This window comes from Winogradskyella psychrotolerans, assembly GCF_018860545.1.
Taxonomy (GTDB): Bacteria; Bacteroidota; Bacteroidia; order Flavobacteriales; family Flavobacteriaceae; genus Winogradskyella; species Winogradskyella psychrotolerans_A.
In genome coordinates, this window is sequence record NZ_JAHKPN010000053.1 from 1 (window position 1) to 22,593 (window position 22,593).

The window sequence follows — 22,593 nt, forward strand, 5'->3', positions numbered from 1 at the left end:
TAAAGAATCAGCCATTGTTGATGGAGCAGCGGTAGTTCAAAGTGAAGCAAGTCGGTATGAAATAGAAACGACTATTCCAGATATAGAATTGGCTATTTTACAGGAAGAAAATGTACTCTCTATTTTATTAGGAAGAACTACAGGAGCTATTGAAAGGAGTGCTATAGAGGAACAGGAGTCTTACTCTGATTTAAATATCGGAATTCCAGCTGCTCTATTAAAAAACAGACCAGATATTCAAGAAGCAGAAATGGAGTTTAGAAGTGCTTTTGAAGATGTAAATATGGCCAAAACCTATTTTTATCCGGCGTTAACAATTACAGCCACTGGTGGACTTTCATCTTTAAGCATTTCAGACTTTTTTGATCATTCAATTTTTTATAATCTTATAGGGGGTTTAACGCAGCCCTTTTTTGCTAATGGAGAAAATAAAGCACGTTTAAAAATTAATCAATCCGTACAACAGCAAGCGTTTTATAATTATAAATCTGCTTGGTTATCGGCAGGTGGAGAAATATCAGATGCTTTATTTTCCTATCAAAAAGCTAAAGAAAAACAAGCGTCTAGATCACATCAAATTGTAGCTTTAGAAAAATCTGTAGAGTTTACGCAAGCACTTTTAGAATATACATCAACTACAAATTATACAGATGTATTAACGTCACAGAATAACCTACTATCAGCACAATTAAATAGCATTAGTGATAAACAGCAAGAATTACAAGCGGTAATTCAATTATACCGAGCACTAGGTGGAGGTTGGAAAAACTAGTAACAGAACGTAAAATGCCTTAGTTAAGTTTAAGGCATTTTTTTGTTAATAAGGTTAAATTCCAATCGATATAAACGTCGTTTTGGTATAGTAAATTGTCCAAACTATCTATTACATTAAAAATATAGCATAATTAAATTTACCTTTGAAAGGTAAAGTAAAACCAAAAATAGATTTCCGATGTCTCGGAAAATAAAATAAAATTTTTATGAAAAAGAACACCGACTTAGGCTTATTGCTATTACGCATAACTGTAGCAGGATTAATGCTGTTTCATGGTGTTGCTAAACTTAGCCATCTCGATGGCATTAAAGGGATGCTGAGCGCTAATGGGCTTCCAGAATTTATGGCATATGGGTCTTATATAACAGAGGTAATAGCACCAATTTTAATGATCATTGGGTTGAGAACACGTTTAGCTTCAATTACTTTTTTTTTGGGTATGGTAACAGCTTTGTCTTTGGCACATTCAGAAAACATGTTTGCGCTATCAAAAACAGGAGGTTTAGAAATTGAACTCATTCTTTTATATGCTTTTGGAGCTTTAGTATTGTTCTTTACAGGATCAGGAAAATACGCTGTGTCCAAATCAAATACATGGGATTAAATTAAATATAGTAAAATGCATAAAAATAAAAATATAACAATCCTCTCTCATTTGCTCGTGTGGCTTATGCTATTATGCATGCCGTATTTATTGTCTTACGGACAGGAGCAAGATATGTATAGAATAATAGCGCATTTCTGGATTCCTTTAGTGTTTTCAGCTATCATATTTTATAGCAATTATTTTATCATTATCGATCGATTTTTATTTCCTAAAAAAATGGTTTTGTTTATTACAATCAATGTAATCATGATTGGTTGTGCAATATTTTTAAAAGAATTTATAGAAACTATTTATTTTCAAGACTTAATAAATAACGGCTCTGAAGAGGAAAGTAAAAAACCACCTTTTAAAATGTTCCTTTACATACAACTACTGATGTATATGGCGCCTTTATTGTTTTCGATTGCAGTTAAAACCACAAAACGTTGGATAAGAACAGAAGCAGAGCGAAAGGAAGCAACAAACTATAAATTACAGTCTGAGTTACAGCATTTACATTATCAATTGCAACCGCATTTCTTTTTTAATTCTTTGAATAACATATACGCCATGGTCGATATTTCCCCAGATCAGGCAAAAACATCGATTCATAGCTTAAGTAAGTTAATGCGATATATGTTGTACGAAACCAATGTAGAATCTATTCTTTTATCGAAAGAAATCGATTTTATGAAAAAATATATCGACCTCATGAAACTGCGTGTTTCAGATAAAACGGTGGTTAATTATAGCTTTCCTGTAAAAGAGACAGGTATAAAAATTGCACCATTATTATTTATATCGTTAATTGAAAATGCGTTTAAACATGGTGTGTCTGCTAGTAAAGAAAGCTTAATTTCTATAGATATGACCTGCGATGATAAAACGGTAACATTTAATATAGAAAACGATAATTTCCCAAAACTTAATGAAGATAAAAGTGGGTCTGGTATCGGTTTACAGAATTTGGTGAAACGGTTGGAATTATTGTATCCGGAGAAACATGAATTTAAAACACGGCTGAAAGCTGATCGTTTTTCTGTACATTTAGACATTGAAACCAGCTAAATAAAATGAGTAGTATAAAAATAAGTTGTGTGGTTGTAGATGATGAGCCAATGGCGCTTAATCTTGTAGAAAGTTATGTTGAAAAAACACCTTTTTTAGATTTTAAAAAGAAGTGTAGTAGTGCTATTGAAGCTATGGAATACATAAAATCTAATCCTGTAGATTTATTGTTTTTGGATATTCAAATGCCCGACTTAACAGGCATTGAGTTTTCTAAAATGCTACCCAAAGAAACCCGTGTTATTTTTACTACCGCTTTTGATCATTATGCCTTAGAAGGGTTTAAAGTGGAAGCTTTAGATTACCTTTTAAAACCCTTTGATTATGCTGAATTTTTAGCTGCGGCCAACAAAGCCAATACCTGGTTTGAATTAGTAAAAGGTAAACGTCAAAGTATCTTATCGGAAGAAAAAGAATTCCTTTTTGTAAAATCCGAATACAAACAATTGCGTATTAAACTTGCCGATGTTCTATATTTTGAAGGTTTAAAAGACTATATAAAAATTTGGTTAAAAGACAATCCAAAGCCTATATTGACACTCATGAGTTTAAAGTCTTTAGAAGAAGAATTACCAGCTACACAATTTATGCGGGTACACCGTTCTTTCATTGTTTCATTAAATAATATTGATGTTATTGAGCGTAGTCAAATTATTATCAACGATCAACGCATTACAGTTTCTGAGCAATACAAGCCTAAATTCTTAGAATACATCAATAATCACTCGTTATAAGTTTCTGAGTTTTTTTTCGTCTAGACAATCGCTTCATTTAGAGATGAAAAGGTCCTGTTCGTCTATTTCGGTTTTTTTTGCAATGAATCAATCTTACATTTGTGCAGCTTAAAACCTTAAAACCTTAAAACACAAAACATGAAAAAAATAGTTTTATCACTAGCCGTAGTAGTCACTATGTTTAGTTGTAATAGCGTAAAAGACGTCAATACTTCAACAGTATCTCAAGCAGCAACTTTATTAAGTTCATTGAGCTCTAATTCAACTGTGCAACAGATTACAAGTCTTTTTAGTTTATTAGATACTAATAATGATGAAGCTATTAGCTCAACGGAAGCAATTGGTTCTGTTGCTGATAATTTTGATGTGCTGGACACAGATAGCAGTTCTAGTTTAAATCTTACTGAATTAACTGGATTATTGAGTTTTTTAAAATAATTACCCCTAGATTAATAGCTGAAAGAGGTGTACTATTTATAGTATGCCTTTTTTTATTGTGTTTTCTTAAAAGAGTTTCTAATTAAAAGGGGCCATCTATAAAATAATCACGTTAGTCGAGACAATGAAAGGAGCCGTCTATTTGCTTTTTATTTCAGTATAAATACAGATATCTTTAAACTATCAATGTTAAATGAAGTCTTAGTATTGATCGAAAAAGTTTAATCACTAAAATTTTAAAATTATGAAAGTATTTATAAAAGCATTTGTTTTACCATCATTATTTATCATGGCAGTTGCATCTCAAGGTTCTGCTCAAACAAAAAGAACTAATGCAACAAAGAAAGTTGAAACAACTAGAACGGTTTCTACAACAACTAGAACTTCAACAAACAATAATAGAATATCTAGTAAAAAAGTAGTTTACAAAAAACCGACAAAAAAAGTAGTCTCTGTTAGAACAGTTCCTAATAGAACGGTTATTACTCATAAAGGACAGAATTACTATTACGGAAATAATAAGTTTTATACACAATCGCGAGGACGTTATATTGTCATTGCTCCAAAAGTAGGATTTAGAATAAAATCACTACCAACAAATTATAAAAGAGTCCGTTTTAATTCGCACAATTATTATAATGTAAGTGGTACGTTTTATCTATACATTAATAATGAATATGAAGTTGTGGAACCAGAAATAGGAACCGTTGTGTATGAATTGCCAAATGATTATGAAAAAGTAACTATAGATGGGCAAACATACTATGAGTATGCCAATATATTATATGAAAAAGTACAAGTAGATGGCACAAGAGCTTATGAAGTGGTTGGTATCATTGATGTTGAATAATTATAATACGAGAGTGAAATTAGATTGATTGGTTGATTGTTGAAAAGAGGGTAGTTTTTAGAGCTATCCTCTTTTTATTTTTTTTAATTTAAACGAAACTCGATGATTTTATTAAATTTTTTAGCGAAAGAGACGCTATTAGTTGTCGTAATTGTCTAAACCCCATTTATCTAAACTCCTTAAAATAGGTTCTAGAGATGCTCCTCTTTGACTTAATTTGTATTCTACTTTTGGTGGAACTACAGGAAAAACGGTTCTAATAATTAATCGGTCTTTCTCTAATTCCCTCACGGTTTGCGTAAACATTTTATTAGAAATGCCTAAAATTTTCTTTTGTAACACTCCAGAGCGTAATCCGCCGTCTAATAAATGAAATAAGACTAAAGGTTTCCACTTTGTACCAATTAGATTCATGGTATAATTTAAAGGACAGGTATTTTTTTTATTCAAAATTTTAAGTTTATCAAGTTGTTAATCAATATTTTACTCGTTTAGGTAACTATGGTACTCTTTGGTAAGTTATTGCCTGTAAGGCAAATATAAATTAATTTTGTTACCTAAATTATTCGTTATGACTATTAATAAAACTTATCCCAAATCATTTTCACATATTGGTATTACGGTTCCAGATATTAAAAAAGCTGTAAAATTCTATTCCGAAGTTATGGGATGGTATATAATTATGGAGCCTTCAACAGTTAAGAAAGAAACAGAAACAGCCATTGGTTTGATGTGTATTGATGTTTTTGGAGAGGATTGGGAAACCTTTGAAATAGCACATATGTCAACCTCAGATGGTATTGGTATTGAATTGTTTTCTTTTCCAAATGGTGTTAAAGAGGCGCCTGAGTTTAATCCTTTTAATACAGGATTATTTCACTTCTGTATCCAAGATCCAGATATTGAAGGATTAACTAAAAAAATTGTGGACAACGGAGGAAAACAACGCATGCCTATCCGTGAGTATTATCCAGAGGACAAACCTTATAAGATGGTTTACGTTCAAGATCCTTTTGGAATAGTTTTCGAGATCTACACGCACAGTTACGAGTTAACCTATTCTTCTGGTGCTTACGCTAAATAATACATACGGTTTGTAGTATGGCATCCTGAGTCTTTGGCTCAGGATTTTTTGTTAAATTTATATGGTGCTTTGGGTAAATATGAGGCGCAGAACAACTAACTTTGCACTTTACTGGCGACAACTATTTAAGCCGAGTGATTTAATTATAACACCTATGAAACAATCAGAATTTTTAGAACAACATATATTTAATGGTTTAGAAAATGTTAGCGATGGCTTTGAGGATACGTCCATGCACTATTTTTCGGAATCTGATTTTGATGCTGTTTTAAAAAAAGCAGAACATTTTGGACTTAGTATTTATAAAATTGAAACGTTTTTAGATGGTAAGGCTTTCGATACTTCAAATCATGATGCTTTTAAAAAGAAAGCCACAGATCCGAAATGGTACACCAAAGCATTTTCAGATTTTAAGAAACGCCAAGAAGGATTAGTGTATGCTGCGACTTATAAAGTGTCTAAAAAGCTTTTAGATCGCGAATAAGAATCTACTGATTTTATAGTTTTAAATGTATGACGTATCAAGATGTATTTATAGAATTTTGGGAACAGGTAAAAGCAAGTATTGATGAAGGTACTTTTGCTAAATTAACTATGGCTAAAACCATAGGGAAACCTGAGCTAAAGAATATTTTTCTAAGACCCATCTATGCTGAAGATGATTTTAGAGTAATGCTAAAATACAGTTTTAGACCAAGAGAGGTTGAAGATATAGAGGAGGAGATGAGCTTAGAAGCTGCATTACCTATTATTAATCAACATTTAAAAACGTCATTTCTATCTGTATTACTTTTTACGACGACAAAAGATGTCACGTTTAAAGTGAACAAAAAAGGAGTCGGTAGTATTGTAGAAGGGGCTCCAACGTTTAAAAATATAATACAAGGTTAGGGGACTATCCTTTCATTTCTAATTTTTAACCTTAGTTAGGTTTTGTTATTTTTACTGCACACAAAACTATTGACAAAGTGCAAATGATAGCATTTAACAAAACCATTGCTTACACTAAAACATGGAAACACACCTTGTGGATCGCTTTATTAGTTGGTGCAATTCTCCCATTATTACTTATTACTTTAGAGCCTTTTGATACCAGTAATAGTTTTTCTTATAAACACTTAAGGTTAGCAGGTTATGCGATTTGTATTGTACTGCCTATTCTCGTAGTTCACCCATTTGAAAATTATGTATATAAGCGGCAAGTGAAGCGTTGGTTTGTGCTAAATGAATTCCTTTATATACTTGTTACACTATTCTTAATATTTGTATGTTGTTTTTTCTATCACTTTTATGTGGTTAGTGGAGCTTCTACTTTAAACACATCTTATATCTGGGGTTTTATTGGAACGTTCGGATTGCCGTTTACACCAATCATTGTGCCTTTGTGGTTGTATTTGCGTTCAAAGTATGGTGTAATTGAAGTGCCACTTCAAGATAAAAAGAATGTGATAGTAGAAAAAAGCATAACGATTCAAGGCGAAAGTAAATCTGAAACCCTCACAATTTTAGAGTCGGATTTTATCTATGCGCAATCCCAACAAAATTATGTTGAAGTCTTTTATCTCACAAAAGATGAGGTGCAACAAAAAATGTTAAGAAGTACACTTTCTAACATTATAAAACAATTACCAAATGCATGGCAAGTTCACCGTTCGTATTTAGTGAATTTAGATTATTTAACAGCTGTAGAAGGAAATGCTAGGAAGCGTTTCATGAAAATTTCTCATATCGAAGAAAGTATCCCAATTTCCCAGAAGTACTATGCAGCCTTGTCTAAACGGCTTTCGGATTCGTCCCAAGACCTTCAATATTAGCCCTGAAGTTTCAATTTCGACACAAAATCCTCAGGTTCATCACACTCTTTTTTTTTAGTGGTTTTTATGCGTTCTATTTGTAGGGAACATTAAAAACAACACCAATGAAAAATTTCAAAATCTTAAGCTTTACAATTTTAATCGTAGTATTAACGAGCTGTTCTTCGCGTAAATATGTTAACTATTTAAAAGACCATACCGAAGTGGTAGAAATGGCAGATACGCTTCAATTTAATTCCTTAGATGATGACTTTTATAATAACAAACTCTTTTTTGTAGGAGAGGTTCACGAAGTAGCGTCATCACCACGAATTGATTATGCCATGTTCACGCAACTTAACGAGAAAGTAAACATAGATATTTACTTAGCGGAGATGGATATTGCTCAAGGTTATTATCTTCAGAAGTATTTAGAAGGATCCGATGAACATGAATTAAAAGATATCCTTAAAGAATGGGTAGTTTATATCGGAAGTATCTCTGAGCAATACCGAAACAAATGGGTGAAAATGCGAACGTACTATGCCACACTTCCAGAAGCTTCTAAATTTCAGCTTGTGGCTATCGATAAAATTTCAGATTTCAATCTTTTAAGACAATTATTAAATGAGAAATTACCAGTAGTATATCAATCAACAATTCCAACAGATGATGAAGAATTAATAATTTGGTCCGAACAGGAGTTAATTTCCATCATAGCGTCAGAAGAATCAAAGCTAACAATAGAGGATGCTAACCTTCTTAAAAACATTCAATTTAATTTAGTTAACCATAAGAACATAAGGTCTAGAGATCAATTCATGTATCAAAATTTCAAAAGATATTACACTCAAAACCATTGGAAAGACGAAAATATTTATGGTGGTTTTGGATTTGCACACACTTTACAAGCCTATGATTATATGTTAGCAGGGAAAATAAAAAAGGATACTACGATGCCATATCATAATAAAATGGTAAGCATGAATGCCTTATATGTAGATTCTAAATTAACGGTAGACAGTAGAGCATTGCCAAAATTCATGCAAGATAAAGGTCAGGACTTTACACGATTTAAGTATTCGCAAGATAATCGATTGTTCATGTATATTCAAGGTATAGCGGATTATAAACGTGTAACAGAACCAAATTCTATTAGCTTATTAAAATTAGACGCTAAAGATTCACCGTACTTAAATTCTACCCGAGGAACAAAGGTTAAGAAGCTCATCACTATTTGGGACGGATATGATATTTTAGAGGGTACAGCAACCACAGATTACGCGCAATATGTGTTTTTTGTAAGAAATGCAGATTGGATTACGCCTGATGAAAGTATTTAAAAATTGATAGGCTTTAGGCGTAGATGATAATCAATAGATTTTCAGTAACAATTAAGCTTTGCTTTGTCATTTCGAACGCATGTGAGAAATCCCATAATTTGAATTGATTACTGTGATGAGATTCTTTTAACCTCGGAATGACTACCGCATGTAGTTTTTATGATGGTGCTAAGTTTTTAACCCTGAGTCTTGGACTTGGGGTTTTTAATTGAATTCTTTTGCTTATCGTATGGATAAACAATGTTTTGATTCTGTTTAAATTATAATTTAGTAAGTTTTATAAAGAAACAAATTAAATATATATTGCAGGATGGTGTAAGTTTACTAAAATGTCTATCTCTTTTATGAATTCTATGTTTAGGGTATCAATATTAATTCTTTTAATGTGTGTGTATGCCCTTGGTTTTACCCAAGATATGCATATAAAATCGAAGTCAGAACACATTCAGATTCTTAAAGATTCATCTTTTACAAATCAGATTACGATTCATTTTCCATATAGCGATGAACCACGGTTGTATCCAATTTTCTACGATACAGAGTTAGAAAAAGTTTCAGATATCCAGCTTTTTGAAATCAAAGGAAGGCGCTTAAAAAAAATAACTTTAAAAAAGATTAAAGAAGAGCAAGTTAATTTAGATTATATAACGAGTCAAAAGGTGAAATCTGTTTTTATTCCGGCAGAAACAGAAGTGCAGTTAATTTATAAGGTATCCTGCAGAGAACTTATGTATTTTTCTAGTTTGCCGTTGTTTTCATATAATCAGATTGACACCTTAAATTATAAGATAGATGTTCCTAATGAGTTTGTGCTAAACCACAATACTATTCATAAAGACCTAATAACATCTCACTCTATAGATTCTATGCATTCTGAGCATGGTTATCAATGGAAAGTCAAGGTGGCACCGATGAAAGTAGAGCCAGACCCTTTGCAGTTTTTTGGGATTTATAAAAACATGAAAGTACCATTAATGCGTGTTTTAGTTATGCCAAAATCATATGAAAACCAGTCTACTAAATATATGAACGATTGGTATTTTAAAAATGTTCTACCACAAAAAGGTTTAAATACAGCGGTGAGACAAAAATTAGATGAATTAACCTATAATGTTTCAGATTCTTTAGAAGTGGTTAATATCATTTACGATTACGTGAGGACTAATTTTAAATATGTAGCTATAGAAATAGGGATGGGAGCATTTATTCCGACGCATAGTAATACTGTTTTTTCTAACAAAGAAGGCGATTGTAAGGATCTTTCAAACTTTTTGTCAGAAGCATTACGCTATAAAGGTATTCATTGCGATTTGGCTTTGGCTGCAACTTTTGATCATATTAGTGATTGTGACTTTCCTTCGTTAAGTTCTGCTAATCATGTGATTTGTGTAGCGTATATTGATGATGAAAAACTATTGTTAGATCCCACAGACCCTATTCATGTGCAAGGTACACCAGTACAAAGCTTGCAAGATCGTACCATTTTAATTGTGAATGCAGAGGGTGGTGATTTTTATAAGGTTGAGCGTTTTAAACCAGAAGAGAACAAAATTAAGTACCAATTAAATTTAAAAATTAATCCTACTAATGATTTAATTGAAGGGACAGTTCAAATAGATTATACAGGGGTTTCAGGGAATTATTTAAGACGTATTCAAGATTATGAAGATCAAAAGGATTTTGCTACATTTAGTAATACGTTTTTTGAAGAGATTTTAGGAAATCAAAAACTATCTAATTTGGTTATCTCAGATGTGCCAAAGGAATTAGATTTTAAAAGTGATATTTCTATTAATGGAAAAACGTTTAGCGATGGTGTGAATAGGTATTTGTTTATTGATTTTCTGCCAAGACTTATAGATTCAGAAAGTAGAGAAACATTAATAGAGGGAACGTATTTAAATAATACCTTTAATAAAATTGTCACTGCAAAAATAAAATTAAACGAGGCTATAGACTTATTTGAACCTATAACGTATAATTATGAGGAAGAAGGAATGTCATTGCGATTTACTGTTAGTGCTATTTCTAATTTAGAAATTGAATGTTATTACGATTTTAGCCTTAATCATATTTTTGTGGAAAAGGAAAATATCGATCCAATTAATAAAATATTGAATTCATTTAAAACAATAATTAATGAACCGATTGTTCTTAAGAAACTTAAAGATTAGTGTAATTTTTATAAGTTTAAGTCTTCTTTTTATGAGTCTTAAACCTTTAGAATTTAAAACAGAAGACCCATTTACGGAACTTTGTAAAAACTCAGATGCTTATTATTTACATTCTTACAAAGATGTTACTTATGGAAAAAACTGGATGAGATACAAAATGTATGTCTCTGTTAATAATAAACTTGTTGTTAATACAACCAAAGGAGTAGAAGATTATGCGTTTCTGAATTTAGACGAATATGTGAGTAACCATTTAAAGTCCATTAAAATTAGAACTTTAAAAGCAGATGGCTCTGTTGTAGAGTTAGATTCTAGTTTGGTCTTTAAACGAAGTTCTAAAAAAGAAAGATTTGGTGATATAAGCTATCCTGTGCCTGCAGTAGAACCTGGTGATACCATAGAGACCTCGTATGTGTATTATAAAAACTTGAAAGAGTCAGAGTTGTTAAATTATGTTGATTTATATTCGGAATTACCGAGTATAAATTCGCAATACTCAGTAAAAACGGCTCGAGATATGACGGTACGTTATAAAGTGTATAACGATTTCCCAAAGCCCAAAATAGTTGTAAATGACTCAATGGTGTATTTGCAATTTTCAAAAGATAAAATTGAAGGTATTGTAGTTAATGATTTGTACTGTTTACCATGTGAAAAGCCATACTTTTATTACGCATTAGAAAATAAAGACAGTGAACTAAAAACTTGGAAAGATGTCTATAATTTAGAGTTTAATTTTCTAACGCAACCAATGGCCTTAGATTCTGATAGGTCATCGTATTACAAAAGATGGAAGCGTAGAGTGCTTGGCACAGCTCAAGATAGTTCTAAATACTACAAGTTTAATATATTATATAATGAAGTATTAAGTAACTTTACGATGCAACCGACTAATGAAGATGAGTTTATAAAATCTAATGGTTACTTTTTAAAGGAACAAAGATTCGATCCGTTTAGTATTAGACGTTTTTACAGACAGTTATTAGAAGATTTAGAAATTGACTATTGGGCGGTGTTCGGAAGAGAAAAACGTTTGGGGCCAATAGATAAGCACTTAATTAGAAAGGGAGAATTCGCACACATATTTTTTGCCTTCGAAAATGAGGATGGTCATTTAAAATTCTTGTATCCACATGAGGATTTTTATATGTATCAAATTGATGAAATCCCCACACAACTATATAGCACAGAGGCTGTGTTAGTTAAGCCGTTCTATAGTGGTAAGAAGAAAAGAAAGGATAAGTTTATTGATAGAGATTTAGAGCTAGCAGAGGTTGATTCTGTATCAGTAAGTGTTATAGGTTTACCAGAAATGAATTCATATCAAAACACTATTAATCAAACAATTTATGGCACTGTGGATATTGAGCAAAAAACGACCTCCTTTAAATACCGGTTTAGAGCTTCGGGTGGACCCTCTACAGAGTTAAGATCCTTTTTTAGTATGCTCGATCAAAATGAAGAAATAAGTAATTTTTATGATTCTTTAACTGAGTATGAAGGAGAGGATAACACCATTCAAATTGATACGGTCTTAAATAGAACATTAAATAGGGATAAGCCGTTTGCTTATATAATTAATGGGGAAGGTACCTTGAATAATGCGGTGACTTTTATTAATGATAGTTTAGTGAGTCTTTCTATTGATAAATTAATCAATCACAAAACGTTAGAGACTAGTTCTGAAACTTCGGATTTAAGTTATTTTTTGGATTTTGAATATTCTGATATCTTAATATTTAATTTAAAATTCCCATGCGCAATTGAAATCTTAGGTATGGAGGATAGTAATATTAATTATAATTCTGATATTGGGGAATATACATTTAAGCTTAAAAAGAATCAGGACAACCAACTTAAGATGGATTCCTATTACAATATCCTTGAGAGTACAATTCCTAGTGAGAAATTTGAAGACTTGAAATTATTAAATGAACAAGTGAAAAACGCAAAAAATAAAAGGTTGATTATTAAATTAAAATCAACATAATGCTGTTTTTGCTTCCGTATAGTTAAAGTGAGTTAAAATGGCACTATGATTATGTTCTATTAAACTTAATTGTAATGTGTCTCATTAATATAGAACATGAGTAGTCTACGGTGGATTTTACTTTTTTATAAATAGAAGATGCGTTAAACGATTCGTTTCTTAAATGCGGTGTAGAACTAAAAATCCTAACACTAATCATTTAAAAAAAATATAATCTAACTATTCCACTAATTAACTACATTTGCAATCGCAAAAAAGAGATTTCCGTATTGGCGGAAACTACTAAATAAATTTACTCGATGAAAGCTGGAATTGTAGGATTACCAAACGTAGGAAAATCAACCTTATTTAACTGTTTATCTAATGCTAAAGCGCAAAGTGCTAACTTTCCGTTTTGTACCATTGAACCTAATATTGGTGTGGTGAATGTGCCAGATCCAAGATTGCAAAAGTTAGAAGAATTGGTAAAGCCAGAACGCGTGTTGCCAGCAACCGTAGAGATTGTGGATATCGCAGGTTTGGTTAAAGGGGCTTCTAAAGGTGAGGGCTTAGGAAATCAGTTTTTAGCTAATATTAGAGAAACTGATGCTATTTTGCATGTATTGCGTTGTTTTGATAATGACAATATTGTTCATGTAGATGGCAACATTAACCCGATTAGAGATAAGGAGACTATTGATATGGAATTGCAGTTAAAGGATTTAGAAACTGCAGAGAAGAAATTGGAAAAAGTAAAACGTGCTGCTAAAACAGGAAATAAAGAAGCGCAAAAAGAAGAAGCGGTACTTTTAAAAATAAAAGAAAACCTTGAAGCAGGTATTTCTGTTAGAGCATTAGAATTTTCTGAAGAAGATTACGAAGACTACGTAAAACCATCTCAATTTATCACAGATAAACCTGTAATGTACGTTTGTAATGTTGATGAAGGGGCTGCAACTACTGGAAATGCATACGTTGAAAAAGTGAGAGAAGCTGTTAAAGATGAAAACGCTGAGGTTTTAGTGTTAGCTGTCGGTACAGAAGCAGATATTAATGAGTTAGACGATTACGAAGAGCGTCAAATGTTCTTAGCTGATATCGGATTAGAAGAACCAGGTTCTGCAAAGTTGATTCGTTCTGCGTATAAGTTACTCAATCAACAAACGTATTTTACGGCTGGAGTTAAAGAAGTAAGAGCATGGACAGTTAATGTTGGTGCAACTGGTCCTCAAGCAGCTGGTGTTATTCATACGGATTTTGAAAAAGGATTCATTAGAGCAGAGGTAATTGCTTATGATGATTATGTGCAATACGGAAGCGAGGCTAAAGTAAAAGAAGCTGGTAAAATGAAAGTAGAAGGGAAGAATTACATTGTTAAGGATGGCGATGTTATGCATTTCTTGTTTAATGTGTAACTTGCACAAATGATAAAGGATTTAAAAAAGATAAGCTTTAAAACGATTTTATTTTTTTTGGTGTGTGTCTTAGTTGTAGAGTTTCTACTGCTAAAACAGACACCTTTTTTTTGGGATGGCATTACTAAATCATCGCGTGCGAGTTGGATTTACGCCAATGGACTAACCGAATTTATTGTCCCTACTGAATATAACTCCGGACACCCTCCATTGTGGATTACCTTATTGGCTTTGTTTTGGACCATTTTTGAAAAAGCCCTTTGGTCATCACGATTATTATTGTTGTTAGTAAATATTGGTGTCGTTTGGCAATTAATATTATTTTGTAAATCTAATTTTTTAAAAACGGTTTCGGTTTTTGCAGTTTTACTAGTGTGTTTAGAACCTACCTTTGTAGCACAAACTACTAATTTAAACAACGATATGTTGCTGTTGTTTTTTACCCTACTAGGATTAAATACGCTCATTAAATCTCAACAATTCTTTTTTGCGTTGGCATTATCGGGTTTGCTATTTACTAATCTTAGAGGTATTTATGCGGTTATAGCTATAGCTTTAATTCATGTTGTCTACACACGATTAAAATTAATTAAAAATGCAAAACCCATCTATTGGGGGTACGTGTTTGCGTTCATAAGTTTTGCCGTGTTTTGTTGGTTTCAATATGAAAAATTAGGTTGGTTTTTAATTTCTCAGAATGAAAACTATAACGCACATAGGCAATCTGTAGGTTTAAAACAGTGGTTTGTTAATAGTGTTGTATACGCTAAGTGCTTTCTAGAATACGGACGTTTTATTATTGCTGTATTTTTAATACCCTTATTGGTGAAATACTTAAAAGACAAATCAAATAGATCAATTAAAATCGATAGAATAGCTATAGGCTTTTTGGTATTTGCGTTCGTGCTTTTTGTCGGTATGGTGCCTTTTTCTAATCCGTTTGGTGATCGGTATTTTATGATTTGCTATTTGTTGGCAATTATTTTGCTTATCAACTTAATTGCACATTATAATTTGGCTAAAAAACCATTGCTTTATGCTACAATGATCCTTATGTTTATTTCTGGTCATTTTTGGATTTATCCTGCAACGATTTCTCAATCTTGGGATGGATCTTTAGCATATTTAAATAGTTACAAGGTCGAAGACCAAATGGAGCGTTATATTGATTCTGCTGGAATTAAGCCTTCTAGAATAGGAACGCGAATTCTATTGAATGCACGAAACTATTCGGAGTTTAAAGTATTGACAGAAGCGGATCGTTATGCGGATTTTAATACAGCGTCCAATGCCTTCATATTACTTTCTAATATAGATAATCAGACTAAAGACGAAGAACTCCATGAAATTATGTCGAATTGGGAATTGGTAAAGCGATATTCACAATTAGGGGTTTTTATGGAATTGTATAAAAAACAATAAGACATTTTAATGCTTTAATTAATAGAATCATGGCTATAATTGAAATTAAAACAATCATCCAAGCTGATATAAAAACCTGTTTTGATTTAGCGCGTAATATTGATTTTCATAAAGATTCGCTTGCGCATTCTAATGAAAAAGCGGTTGCAGGAAAAACTTCGGGTTTAATAGAGTTAGGGGAATCTGTAACCTGGGAAGCTACTCATTTTGGTGTGAAACAAAAATTGACCTCAAAAATCACAGCTTTTAAAAGTCCGCATTATTTTGTAGATGAAATGACTTCAGGAGCTTTTAAATCGTTTAAGCACGAGCATATTTTTGAAACACGAACGGATAACCAGTTTTATGGCAATTACACGTTAATGATCGATAGATTTCAGTTTCAGTCGCCATTAGGTATCTTGGGAAAGATTGCAAATTTCATGTTTTTAGAACGTTATATGAGGAATTTGTTAAAAACCAGAAATGAATATCTAAAACTAAAAGCAGAAAACTTAGTGCATGCGGTAACTTAATAAACGCTATGTCGAAACGAACGTTTTAATTTCTTTCTTGAAAATTTCTCTGTAGCATTTTGTGAATTAAACGCAGAGAATCTCTATCGTCATTCACTAAAAGGAGTAATACGTCCTGTAAAAGGTGATAATTTAGTTCGTTTTTATCTTAATTTTAAGTTTGAACCTGAATTTCTCATAACTTGTTAATTACTTTACGTCAACCATATTTCATTTTTTAAGCTATAGTCTTATATTAGCGTTCCATCATTAAATTCGTCCTAACTACTATGGCAGAACAGTCAAACTATACTGAAGATAACATACGCTCACTCGATTGGAAAGAACACATTCGAATGCGACCTGGTATGTATATCGGTAAATTAGGTGATGGTTCGTCTCCAGATGATGGTATATACATTCTGTTAAAGGAGGTTTTAGATAATTCCATTGATGAATATGTGATGGGAGCTGGTAAGACCATTGAAATTTCCATTCAAGGAGAGCGCGTCATTGTTCGCGATTATGGTCGTGGAATTCCTTTAGGAAAAGTGGTGGACGTTGTATCTAAGATGAATACAGGTGGTAAGTATGATTCTAAAGCCTTTAAGAAATCTGTAGGGTTAAATGGGGTTGGTACCAAAGCAGTAAATGCGCTTTCGTCTTATTTTAGAGTAGAATCTACACGAGATAGCAAGTCGGCATCGGCAGAATTTGAACAAGGAAATCTTACCAATCAAGAGTTGTTAGATGATACCTCTCGAAGAAAAGGAACAAAAGTGTCTTTCATTCCTGATGAAATTATATTTAAAAACTATAAGTATCGAAGCGAGTATGTGGTTAAGATGCTTAAAAACTATGTGTATCTAAATCCTGGATTAACTATTGTTTTCAATGGCGAAAAGTTTTATAGTGAAAATGGGTTAAAAGATTTGTTGTCTGAAAACATCAACGAATCTGATATGTTGTATCCAATTATTCATCTAAAAGGGGATGATATAGAAATAGCAATTACACATAGCAAAACGCAATATAGTGAAGAGTATCACTCTTTTGTTAATGGGCAAAATACTACGCAAGGAGGAACGCACTTATCCGCATACCGAGAGGCTGTGGTAAAAACGATACGAGAGTTTTATGGTAAAAGTTATGAGGCTTCAGATATTAGAAAATCAATTGTTTCGGCTATTGCAATAAAAGTAATGGAGCCTGTATTTGAGAGTCAGACCAAAACGAAGCTAGGCTCTACAGATATGGGGGGCGATTTGCCAACAGTTAGAACCTACATCAATGATTTTGTAAAAACATATTTCGATAACTTCTTACATAAAAATCCAGATACTGCTGAGAAAATTCAACGCAAAATCCTTCAAGCTGAACGTGAGCGTAAGGAATTATCTGGAATTAGAAAATTAGCCAAAGACAGAGCAAAGAAAGCAAGTCTTCACAATAAGAAGTTGCGCGATTGTCGTGTGCATTTTGGTGATACAAAAAATGAGCGTAATCTAGAAACAACATTGTTTATCACGGAGGGTGATTCTGCATCTGGTAGTATAACAAAATCTAGAGATGTAAATACACAAGCGGTGTTTAGCTTAAAAGGTAAGCCATTAAACTGTTATGGTTTAAGTAAGAAGATTGTTTATGAAAATGAAGAATTCAACCTTTTACAAGCGGCTTTAAATATTGAAGAGTCCCTTGAGGATTTGCGTTATAATAATGTGGTTATTGCAACGGATGCCGATGTTGATGGTATGCATATTCGCTTGTTGCTGATCACTTTTTTCTTACAATTCTTTCCTGAAGTGATAAAAGAAGGGCATTTGTATATTTTGCAAACGCCTTTATTTAGAGTTCGGAATAAAAAGGAGACCATTTATTGTTATTCTGAAGAAGAACGACGTAACGCTATGGAGAAGTTAAAGCCAAAACCGGAGATTACGCGATTTAAAGGATTAGGGGAGATTTCACCAGATGAGTTTGTGCATTTTATAGGTGAAGACATTCGTTTGGATCCTGTGATGTTAGATAAAGAGATGTCTATTGAGGAATTGTTGTCGTTCTATATGGGTAAAAACACACCGACGCGTCAAGAATTTATTATTGACAATCTTAAAGTTGAACTTGATGTTATTGAGGAAACAGTATAAATAGTATGAGAACAGATAATAGAGACATCAAAAACACCATTATTTCTATTTATTTTATATTAATTATCGCAGCCGTTTTATTGGCGACGGTTTTTCAGTCGTATAATTTAGTAGAGGGAAGTTCCATTTATGCGTTATTAGGCTTGCTTCTCACTGTGATTATAGTGCATTTTGTAGCGCGATATTTTGAGTATGATAGTGATGGAGCGAATGTTATAATAACCAATAGTGGACTAATTCTTACAGACCATTTTAACTATAGAGAAAATAAAGTAGAAGTAGCGCGACATAAAATTTCAGGGTATAGAATTATCAATTATTATTTCTATAAAAGTTTAGTGGTTTACACTACGCAAAGTAATGGTAAAGTTGCTAGGAATCGCTTTAATATTACGCTTTTAAAACATAAAAAAGTGAAATATGTAAGACAGTCTTTGAAAAAGATTATAAAGGAAAATAAAAGCAAAAAGCTGGAGATATAGATGATAGAAGAACATGACGAGTTGTTAAATGAGGATGATGGTAACCAAGAAACGATTACAAAGGTTACCGGAATGTATAAAGAGTGGTTCTTAGATTATGCATCTTATGTAATTTTAGAACGTGCTGTACCCGCGATTGAAGATGGATTTAAGCCTGTTCAACGTCGTATTATGCACTCTATGAAAGACTTGGATGATGGTCGTTATAATAAAGTAGCGAATATTGTAGGTCATACCATGCAATATCATCCACATGGTGATGCAAGTATTGCTGATGCGATGGTGCAAATCGGACAGAAAGATTTGTTAATCGATACTCAGGGGAACTGGGGAAATATATTAACAGGAGATCGTGCAGCAGCATCACGTTATATTGAGGCGAGGCTTTCTAAGTTCGCTTTAGATGTAGTTTATAATCCGAAAATCACAGAGTGGCAGGCGTCTTATGACGGAAGACGTAAGGAACCAATAAATCTTCCCGTAATGTTTCCGTTGTTGCTAGCGCAAGGTGGGGAAGGAATTGCTGTAGGATTGTCTACAAAAATATTACCACACAATTTTATTGAATTGATTGATGCGTCTGTAAAGCATCTTAAAGGAAAGCGCTTCACCATTTTGCCAGACTTTCCAACGGCTGGTATCGCTGATTTTACCAATTACAATGATGGTATGCGTGGTGGGAAGGTGAGGGTGCGTGCGTTGATTTCGCAGCGTGATAAAAATACGCTGATGATCACTGAGATTCCCTATGGAACCACAACATCGTCATTAATTGACTCTATTCTAAAGGCGAATGACAAAGGGAAGATTAAAATTAAAAAGATTGAAGATAACACGGCAGCTGAGGTAGAGATTTTAATTCACTTGCCGTCAGGGTTGTCTCCAGATAAAACGATAGATGCTTTATATGCGTTTACAAGTTGTGAGTCTTCTATTTCTCCATTGGGCTGTGTGATTGAGGATAACAAACCTTATTTTGTAGGGGTTACTGAAATGCTACGTCGTTCTACGGATAATACAGTGCAGCTTTTAAAGAGTGAGTTAGAAATACGGTTAGGTGAATTTCAAGAGCAATGGCATTTTGCGTCTCTTGAGCGTATCTTTATTGAAAAGCGTATCTATCGCGATATTGAAGAAGAAGAAACTTGGGATGGTGTTATCAATGCTATTGATAAAGGATTACAGCCGCATATTAAACATTTAAAGCGGGCCATAACCGTTGAAGATATTACGCGTTTAACAGAAATAAGAATTAAGCGTATTTCAAAATTTGATATCGATAAAGCGCAGCAAAAGATTGATGCTTTAGAAGATCAGATAGCTGAAGTAAAACATCACTTAGCTAATCTAATCGACTATGCAATAGCGTATTTTGAAAGATTAAAAAAGGATTACGGAGAAGGGAAAGAGCGTAAAACGGAGATCAGAATTTTTGATGACGTAGATGCGACAAAAGTGGTGATTCGTAATACGAAACTTTATGTTAATAGAGCGGAAGGATTTATTGGTACTGCATTAAAACGCGATGAATACGTATGTGATTGCAGTGATATTGATGATATAATTGTGTTTACGAATCAAGGCACAATGATGGTGACAAAAGTGGATTCTAAAACCTTTATTGGAAAGAATATTATTCACGTAGCTGTATTTAAGAAAAAAGATAAGCGCACCATTTACAATATGATTTATCGTGATGGTAAAGGTGGTCCTTCTTACGTCAAACGATTTGCGGTAACGAGTATGACACGAGATCGTGAATACGATTTAACTAACGGAAACAAAGGTTCTGCTTTGTGGTATTTCTCTGCGAACCCTAATGGTGAAGCTGAGGTTGTAACAATTATGTTACGACAAGTGGGTAGTATAAAGAAATTAAAGTGGGATTTAGATTTTGCTGAAGTTCTTATTAAAGGAAGAGCTTCTAAAGGGAATACGGTAACGAAATACGCAATTAAACGTGTTGAGTTAAAAGAAAAAGGGGTGTCCACGTTAAAGCCACGTAAAATTTGGTTTGATGACACGGTTCAACGTCTAAATGTAGACGGTAGAGGTGAATTGATTGGTGAGTTTAGAGGTGAAGATCGATTGCTTGTTATTAATCAGTCTGGGGTTGTTAAAACAATCATTCCTGAATTGACAACGCATTTTGATAGTGATATGATTGTTTTAGAGAAGTGGATTCCTAAAAAACCAATTTCAGCTATTTATTATGATGGTGAAAAAGAACGTTATTATGTAAAGCGTTTTATAATAGAGCATGAAGGTAAGGAAGATGATTTTATTTCAGATCATCCAGATTCGCAATTAGAGATTGTGTCAACCGATTGGAGACCAATGGTGGATGTAGAATTCACCAAAGAGCGTGGTAAAGACCGTAAGCCTAACATGGAGGTTGATCTTGAAGAGTTTATTTCGGTAAAAGGTATTACTGCTCTTGGTAATCAGTTAACTAGAGATAAGATAAATCAGATTAATTTATTAGAGTCGTTACCTTATGAATCTACAGAAGAAACGCCTGCGGATGAAATAGAGGTTGTAGGTGAAGAAACTATTGAAAGTGATACATCTGAAGCTAAATCGAAATCTGACAAATCATCTAAGGATGATGACAATGATGATTTAGGTGCGGATGAGCAAGGGCAGGTTACCTTGTTTTAGAGTTGTCTTTCGGTTTTATGTTGTTGAAATATTATAATTGTAATAATGCTAAAAGAAGCGGGACAGAGCGCTTCTTTTAGCATTATTTTTTTTGTGTACGAGGTGTTTTTTTTAGACTTAAAAGCAGTGATTGTTAATCTACTCGTGTTGCGGTACCTTTTTCTGTACGTGAAGGTCTATTAGGTCGTTTTACAGCGAGTTTGTATTCAAAAGTATATGAATCATCGGTTGTGGTTAGGATTTTCATGTGAATCGCCTCTTTTTCAGAATTGCTAATAGGGTGTAGTTTCTTCAGGATGAACTCGCAATCATTAATCCAGCGGATGGATGACGAATCGGCTATGTCTTCGTGATAGTCAATATTAAAATCTTCGGTACGTTTAAATCGAGAGGTGTGTTCAGTACCGTTAACGGTATATGTGAATTCAAAAGTTCCGGTTTTAAAATCCGAACAATTGCGCTCTACGGAATAGCAACTCGTTAATAGTGTTAGTATTAAAATTGAAAGAAAAAACTTCATATAAATCCTTTTTGCAAAGGTAGTAAATAGTGCAGTTAGTATTAAGGCTTGTAGCTTTTAAAAGTGCCGTTTTTATAAAAGATCACAATTTTATCAATTTCAGAACTCTCATCTGGAGTTGTGTTTGAATCTGGTAATTGAGGTTTGATATCTGGTAATTGAGGTTTGGTATCTGTTACTGGTGTGTTTGAATTTGGTGATTCGGATATTTTAGGCTTGCTTGGGAAGTCGCCTCTTCCGTTCATTAGCCAATAGAGTTCAACTTCAGGATAGGAGTGAAGTACCTTCATTACAAAGTCTAGACTAGGCTTGTTTCTTCCGCTTAAAATATGTGAAATGCTAGAGCGTTGTACGCCAATTTTCTCAGCGAAACTTGAGGCTGATTCATTGTAGAGATCGATGACTTTTTGTAAGCGTTTGGTGAAATCAGCAGAGTTTATCATTGTAAACTTGAGTTTTGTAAATGTAACGATACAAATGTAAACAATAGTATTTTTACAATTGTTAAATCGGTCAAATAATTTTCATAAGTATTAAACTTTAGGTTTGTTTTATTAGTGTAACTTACTGAAAATATATAAATTAATATTATAATTATTTATTCGTTAAAAAATTATCAGTGAATTTATTTTTAA

At 33.0% G+C, this 22,593-nt stretch carries 22 protein-coding genes; 19 read left to right on the plus strand and 3 right to left on the minus strand.

All coding sequences use genetic code 11. The features are described from left to right. The 6 genes from KO515_RS17755 to KO515_RS17780 all read left to right on the plus strand — a co-directional run. A partial coding sequence (locus KO515_RS17755) for a TolC family protein (protein WP_215937684.1) occupies window positions 1-772 on the plus strand: 772 nt, incomplete at its 5' end. Between the two features lie 208 nt (window positions 773-980). Next, window positions 981-1,379, plus strand: coding sequence for a DoxX family protein (locus tag KO515_RS17760; protein WP_215937685.1), 399 nt, complete (start codon window positions 981-983; stop codon window positions 1,377-1,379). A gap of 78 nt (window positions 1,380-1,457) precedes the next feature. Continuing rightward, window positions 1,458-2,429: a sensor histidine kinase gene (locus KO515_RS17765; protein WP_252723906.1), complete on the plus strand. Its 972-nt coding sequence runs from the start codon at window positions 1,458-1,460 to the stop codon at window positions 2,427-2,429. 5 nt (window positions 2,430-2,434) lie between these two features. Further along, the gene (locus KO515_RS17770) at window positions 2,435-3,163 is read left to right on the plus strand and encodes a LytR/AlgR family response regulator transcription factor (protein WP_215937687.1); all 729 of its coding nucleotides are present in this window, start codon (window positions 2,435-2,437) and stop codon (window positions 3,161-3,163) included. A gap of 138 nt (window positions 3,164-3,301) precedes the next feature. After that, window positions 3,302-3,601, plus strand: coding sequence for a hypothetical protein (locus KO515_RS17775; RefSeq protein ID WP_215937688.1), 300 nt, complete (start codon window positions 3,302-3,304; stop codon window positions 3,599-3,601). Between the two features lie 244 nt (window positions 3,602-3,845). Then, complete coding sequence (locus KO515_RS17780; protein ID WP_215937689.1) at window positions 3,846-4,451, plus strand: DUF6515 family protein; 606 nt, start codon at window positions 3,846-3,848, stop codon at window positions 4,449-4,451. A gap of 138 nt (window positions 4,452-4,589) precedes the next feature. On the opposite strand, the gene KO515_RS17785 is transcribed toward KO515_RS17780, so the two are convergent. Next, window positions 4,590-4,865 carry a winged helix-turn-helix transcriptional regulator gene (locus tag KO515_RS17785; protein WP_215937724.1) on the minus strand — a complete coding sequence of 92 codons (276 nt, stop codon included), beginning with the start codon at window positions 4,863-4,865 and terminating at the stop codon, window positions 4,590-4,592. Window positions 4,866-5,022: 157 nt separating this feature from the next. Here KO515_RS17785 and KO515_RS17790 point away from each other — a divergent pair, with 157 nt between their 5' ends. The 13 genes from KO515_RS17790 (at window position 5,023) to KO515_RS17850 (ending at window position 21,438) form a co-directional block, all read left to right on the plus strand. After that, complete coding sequence (locus KO515_RS17790; RefSeq protein WP_215937690.1) at window positions 5,023-5,535, plus strand: lactoylglutathione lyase family protein; 513 nt, start codon at window positions 5,023-5,025, stop codon at window positions 5,533-5,535. A gap of 154 nt (window positions 5,536-5,689) precedes the next feature. Further along, window positions 5,690-6,019, plus strand: coding sequence for a hypothetical protein (locus KO515_RS17795; protein WP_215937691.1), 330 nt, complete (start codon window positions 5,690-5,692; stop codon window positions 6,017-6,019). 29 nt (window positions 6,020-6,048) lie between these two features. Next, window positions 6,049-6,426 carry a hypothetical protein gene (locus KO515_RS17800; RefSeq protein ID WP_215937692.1) on the plus strand — a complete coding sequence of 126 codons (378 nt, stop codon included), beginning with the start codon at window positions 6,049-6,051 and terminating at the stop codon, window positions 6,424-6,426. An 83-nt stretch (window positions 6,427-6,509) separates the two neighbouring features. Further along, entirely contained in the window at window positions 6,510-7,349 is an 840-nt protein-coding gene (locus KO515_RS17805; protein WP_215937693.1) for a LytTR family DNA-binding domain-containing protein, read from the plus strand. Window positions 7,350-7,453: 104 nt separating this feature from the next. After that, the gene (locus KO515_RS17810; protein WP_215937694.1) at window positions 7,454-8,671 is read left to right on the plus strand and encodes a hypothetical protein; all 1,218 of its coding nucleotides are present in this window, start codon (window positions 7,454-7,456) and stop codon (window positions 8,669-8,671) included. Between the two features lie 344 nt (window positions 8,672-9,015). Next, a complete protein-coding gene (locus KO515_RS17815; RefSeq protein ID WP_215937695.1) occupies window positions 9,016-10,845 on the plus strand; it encodes a transglutaminase-like domain-containing protein in 1,830 nt (609 codons plus the stop codon). A 31-nt stretch (window positions 10,846-10,876) separates the two neighbouring features. Then, a complete protein-coding gene (locus KO515_RS17820) occupies window positions 10,877-12,835 on the plus strand; it encodes a DUF3857 domain-containing protein (protein ID WP_252723908.1) in 1,959 nt (652 codons plus the stop codon). 299 nt (window positions 12,836-13,134) lie between these two features. Next, window positions 13,135-14,229 (plus strand): redox-regulated ATPase YchF, encoded by a 1,095-nt coding sequence (ychF, locus tag KO515_RS17825; RefSeq protein ID WP_215937697.1) that lies wholly within the window; start codon window positions 13,135-13,137, stop codon window positions 14,227-14,229. A gap of 9 nt (window positions 14,230-14,238) precedes the next feature. Next, entirely contained in the window at window positions 14,239-15,651 is a 1,413-nt protein-coding gene (locus KO515_RS17830) for a glycosyltransferase family 39 protein (RefSeq protein ID WP_215937698.1), read from the plus strand. 29 nt (window positions 15,652-15,680) lie between these two features. Then, entirely contained in the window at window positions 15,681-16,166 is a 486-nt protein-coding gene (locus KO515_RS17835; RefSeq protein WP_215937699.1) for an SRPBCC family protein, read from the plus strand. 269 nt (window positions 16,167-16,435) lie between these two features. Then, a complete protein-coding gene (locus tag KO515_RS17840) occupies window positions 16,436-18,295 on the plus strand; it encodes a DNA topoisomerase IV subunit B (protein WP_215937700.1) in 1,860 nt (619 codons plus the stop codon). A 5-nt stretch (window positions 18,296-18,300) separates the two neighbouring features. Beyond that, entirely contained in the window at window positions 18,301-18,777 is a 477-nt protein-coding gene (locus KO515_RS17845; protein WP_215937701.1) for a hypothetical protein, read from the plus strand. Next, window positions 18,778-21,438, plus strand: coding sequence for a DNA gyrase/topoisomerase IV subunit A (locus KO515_RS17850; RefSeq protein WP_215937702.1), 2,661 nt, complete (start codon window positions 18,778-18,780; stop codon window positions 21,436-21,438). A 133-nt stretch (window positions 21,439-21,571) separates the two neighbouring features. Here the strand turns inward: KO515_RS17850 and KO515_RS17855 are convergent, their stop codons facing one another. Together KO515_RS17855 and KO515_RS17860 are read right to left on the minus strand one after the other, a co-directional pair. Then, a complete protein-coding gene (locus KO515_RS17855) occupies window positions 21,572-21,958 on the minus strand; it encodes a hypothetical protein (protein ID WP_215937703.1) in 387 nt (128 codons plus the stop codon). A 41-nt stretch (window positions 21,959-21,999) separates the two neighbouring features. Next, window positions 22,000-22,401, minus strand: coding sequence for a helix-turn-helix domain-containing protein (locus tag KO515_RS17860; RefSeq protein WP_215937704.1), 402 nt, complete (start codon window positions 22,399-22,401; stop codon window positions 22,000-22,002). Window positions 22,402-22,593: the final 192 nt, after the last annotated feature.

What these genes read in the sequence shown, in the direction of transcription:
- KO515_RS17790 (WP_215937690.1), top strand. Translation starts at nt 5,023, where the DNA reads ATGACTATTAATAAAACTTATCCCAAATCATTTTCACATATTGGTATT.
- KO515_RS17785 (WP_215937724.1), bottom strand. Translation starts at nt 4,865, where the DNA reads ATGAATCTAATTGGTACAAAGTGGAAACCTTTAGTCTTATTTCATTTA.
- KO515_RS17855 (WP_215937703.1), bottom strand. Translation starts at nt 21,958, where the DNA reads ATGAAGTTTTTTCTTTCAATTTTAATACTAACACTATTAACGAGTTGC.
- KO515_RS17805 (WP_215937693.1), top strand. Translation starts at nt 6,510, where the DNA reads ATGATAGCATTTAACAAAACCATTGCTTACACTAAAACATGGAAACAC.
- KO515_RS17860 (WP_215937704.1), bottom strand. Translation starts at nt 22,401, where the DNA reads ATGATAAACTCTGCTGATTTCACCAAACGCTTACAAAAAGTCATCGAT.
- KO515_RS17845 (WP_215937701.1), top strand. Translation starts at nt 18,301, where the DNA reads ATGAGAACAGATAATAGAGACATCAAAAACACCATTATTTCTATTTAT.
- KO515_RS17810 (WP_215937694.1), top strand. Translation starts at nt 7,454, where the DNA reads ATGAAAAATTTCAAAATCTTAAGCTTTACAATTTTAATCGTAGTATTA.
- KO515_RS17815 (WP_215937695.1), top strand. Translation starts at nt 9,016, where the DNA reads ATGAATTCTATGTTTAGGGTATCAATATTAATTCTTTTAATGTGTGTG.
- KO515_RS17765 (WP_252723906.1), top strand. Translation starts at nt 1,458, where the DNA reads ATGCCGTATTTATTGTCTTACGGACAGGAGCAAGATATGTATAGAATA.
- ychF (WP_215937697.1), top strand. Translation starts at nt 13,135, where the DNA reads ATGAAAGCTGGAATTGTAGGATTACCAAACGTAGGAAAATCAACCTTA.
- KO515_RS17830 (WP_215937698.1), top strand. Translation starts at nt 14,239, where the DNA reads ATGATAAAGGATTTAAAAAAGATAAGCTTTAAAACGATTTTATTTTTT.
- KO515_RS17795 (WP_215937691.1), top strand. Translation starts at nt 5,690, where the DNA reads ATGAAACAATCAGAATTTTTAGAACAACATATATTTAATGGTTTAGAA.
- KO515_RS17840 (WP_215937700.1), top strand. Translation starts at nt 16,436, where the DNA reads ATGGCAGAACAGTCAAACTATACTGAAGATAACATACGCTCACTCGAT.
- KO515_RS17775 (WP_215937688.1), top strand. Translation starts at nt 3,302, where the DNA reads ATGAAAAAAATAGTTTTATCACTAGCCGTAGTAGTCACTATGTTTAGT.
- KO515_RS17850 (WP_215937702.1), top strand. Translation starts at nt 18,778, where the DNA reads ATGATAGAAGAACATGACGAGTTGTTAAATGAGGATGATGGTAACCAA.
- KO515_RS17760 (WP_215937685.1), top strand. Translation starts at nt 981, where the DNA reads ATGAAAAAGAACACCGACTTAGGCTTATTGCTATTACGCATAACTGTA.
- KO515_RS17780 (WP_215937689.1), top strand. Translation starts at nt 3,846, where the DNA reads ATGAAAGTATTTATAAAAGCATTTGTTTTACCATCATTATTTATCATG.
- KO515_RS17770 (WP_215937687.1), top strand. Translation starts at nt 2,435, where the DNA reads ATGAGTAGTATAAAAATAAGTTGTGTGGTTGTAGATGATGAGCCAATG.
- KO515_RS17820 (WP_252723908.1), top strand. Translation starts at nt 10,877, where the DNA reads ATGAGTCTTAAACCTTTAGAATTTAAAACAGAAGACCCATTTACGGAA.
- KO515_RS17835 (WP_215937699.1), top strand. Translation starts at nt 15,681, where the DNA reads ATGGCTATAATTGAAATTAAAACAATCATCCAAGCTGATATAAAAACC.
- KO515_RS17800 (WP_215937692.1), top strand. Translation starts at nt 6,049, where the DNA reads ATGACGTATCAAGATGTATTTATAGAATTTTGGGAACAGGTAAAAGCA.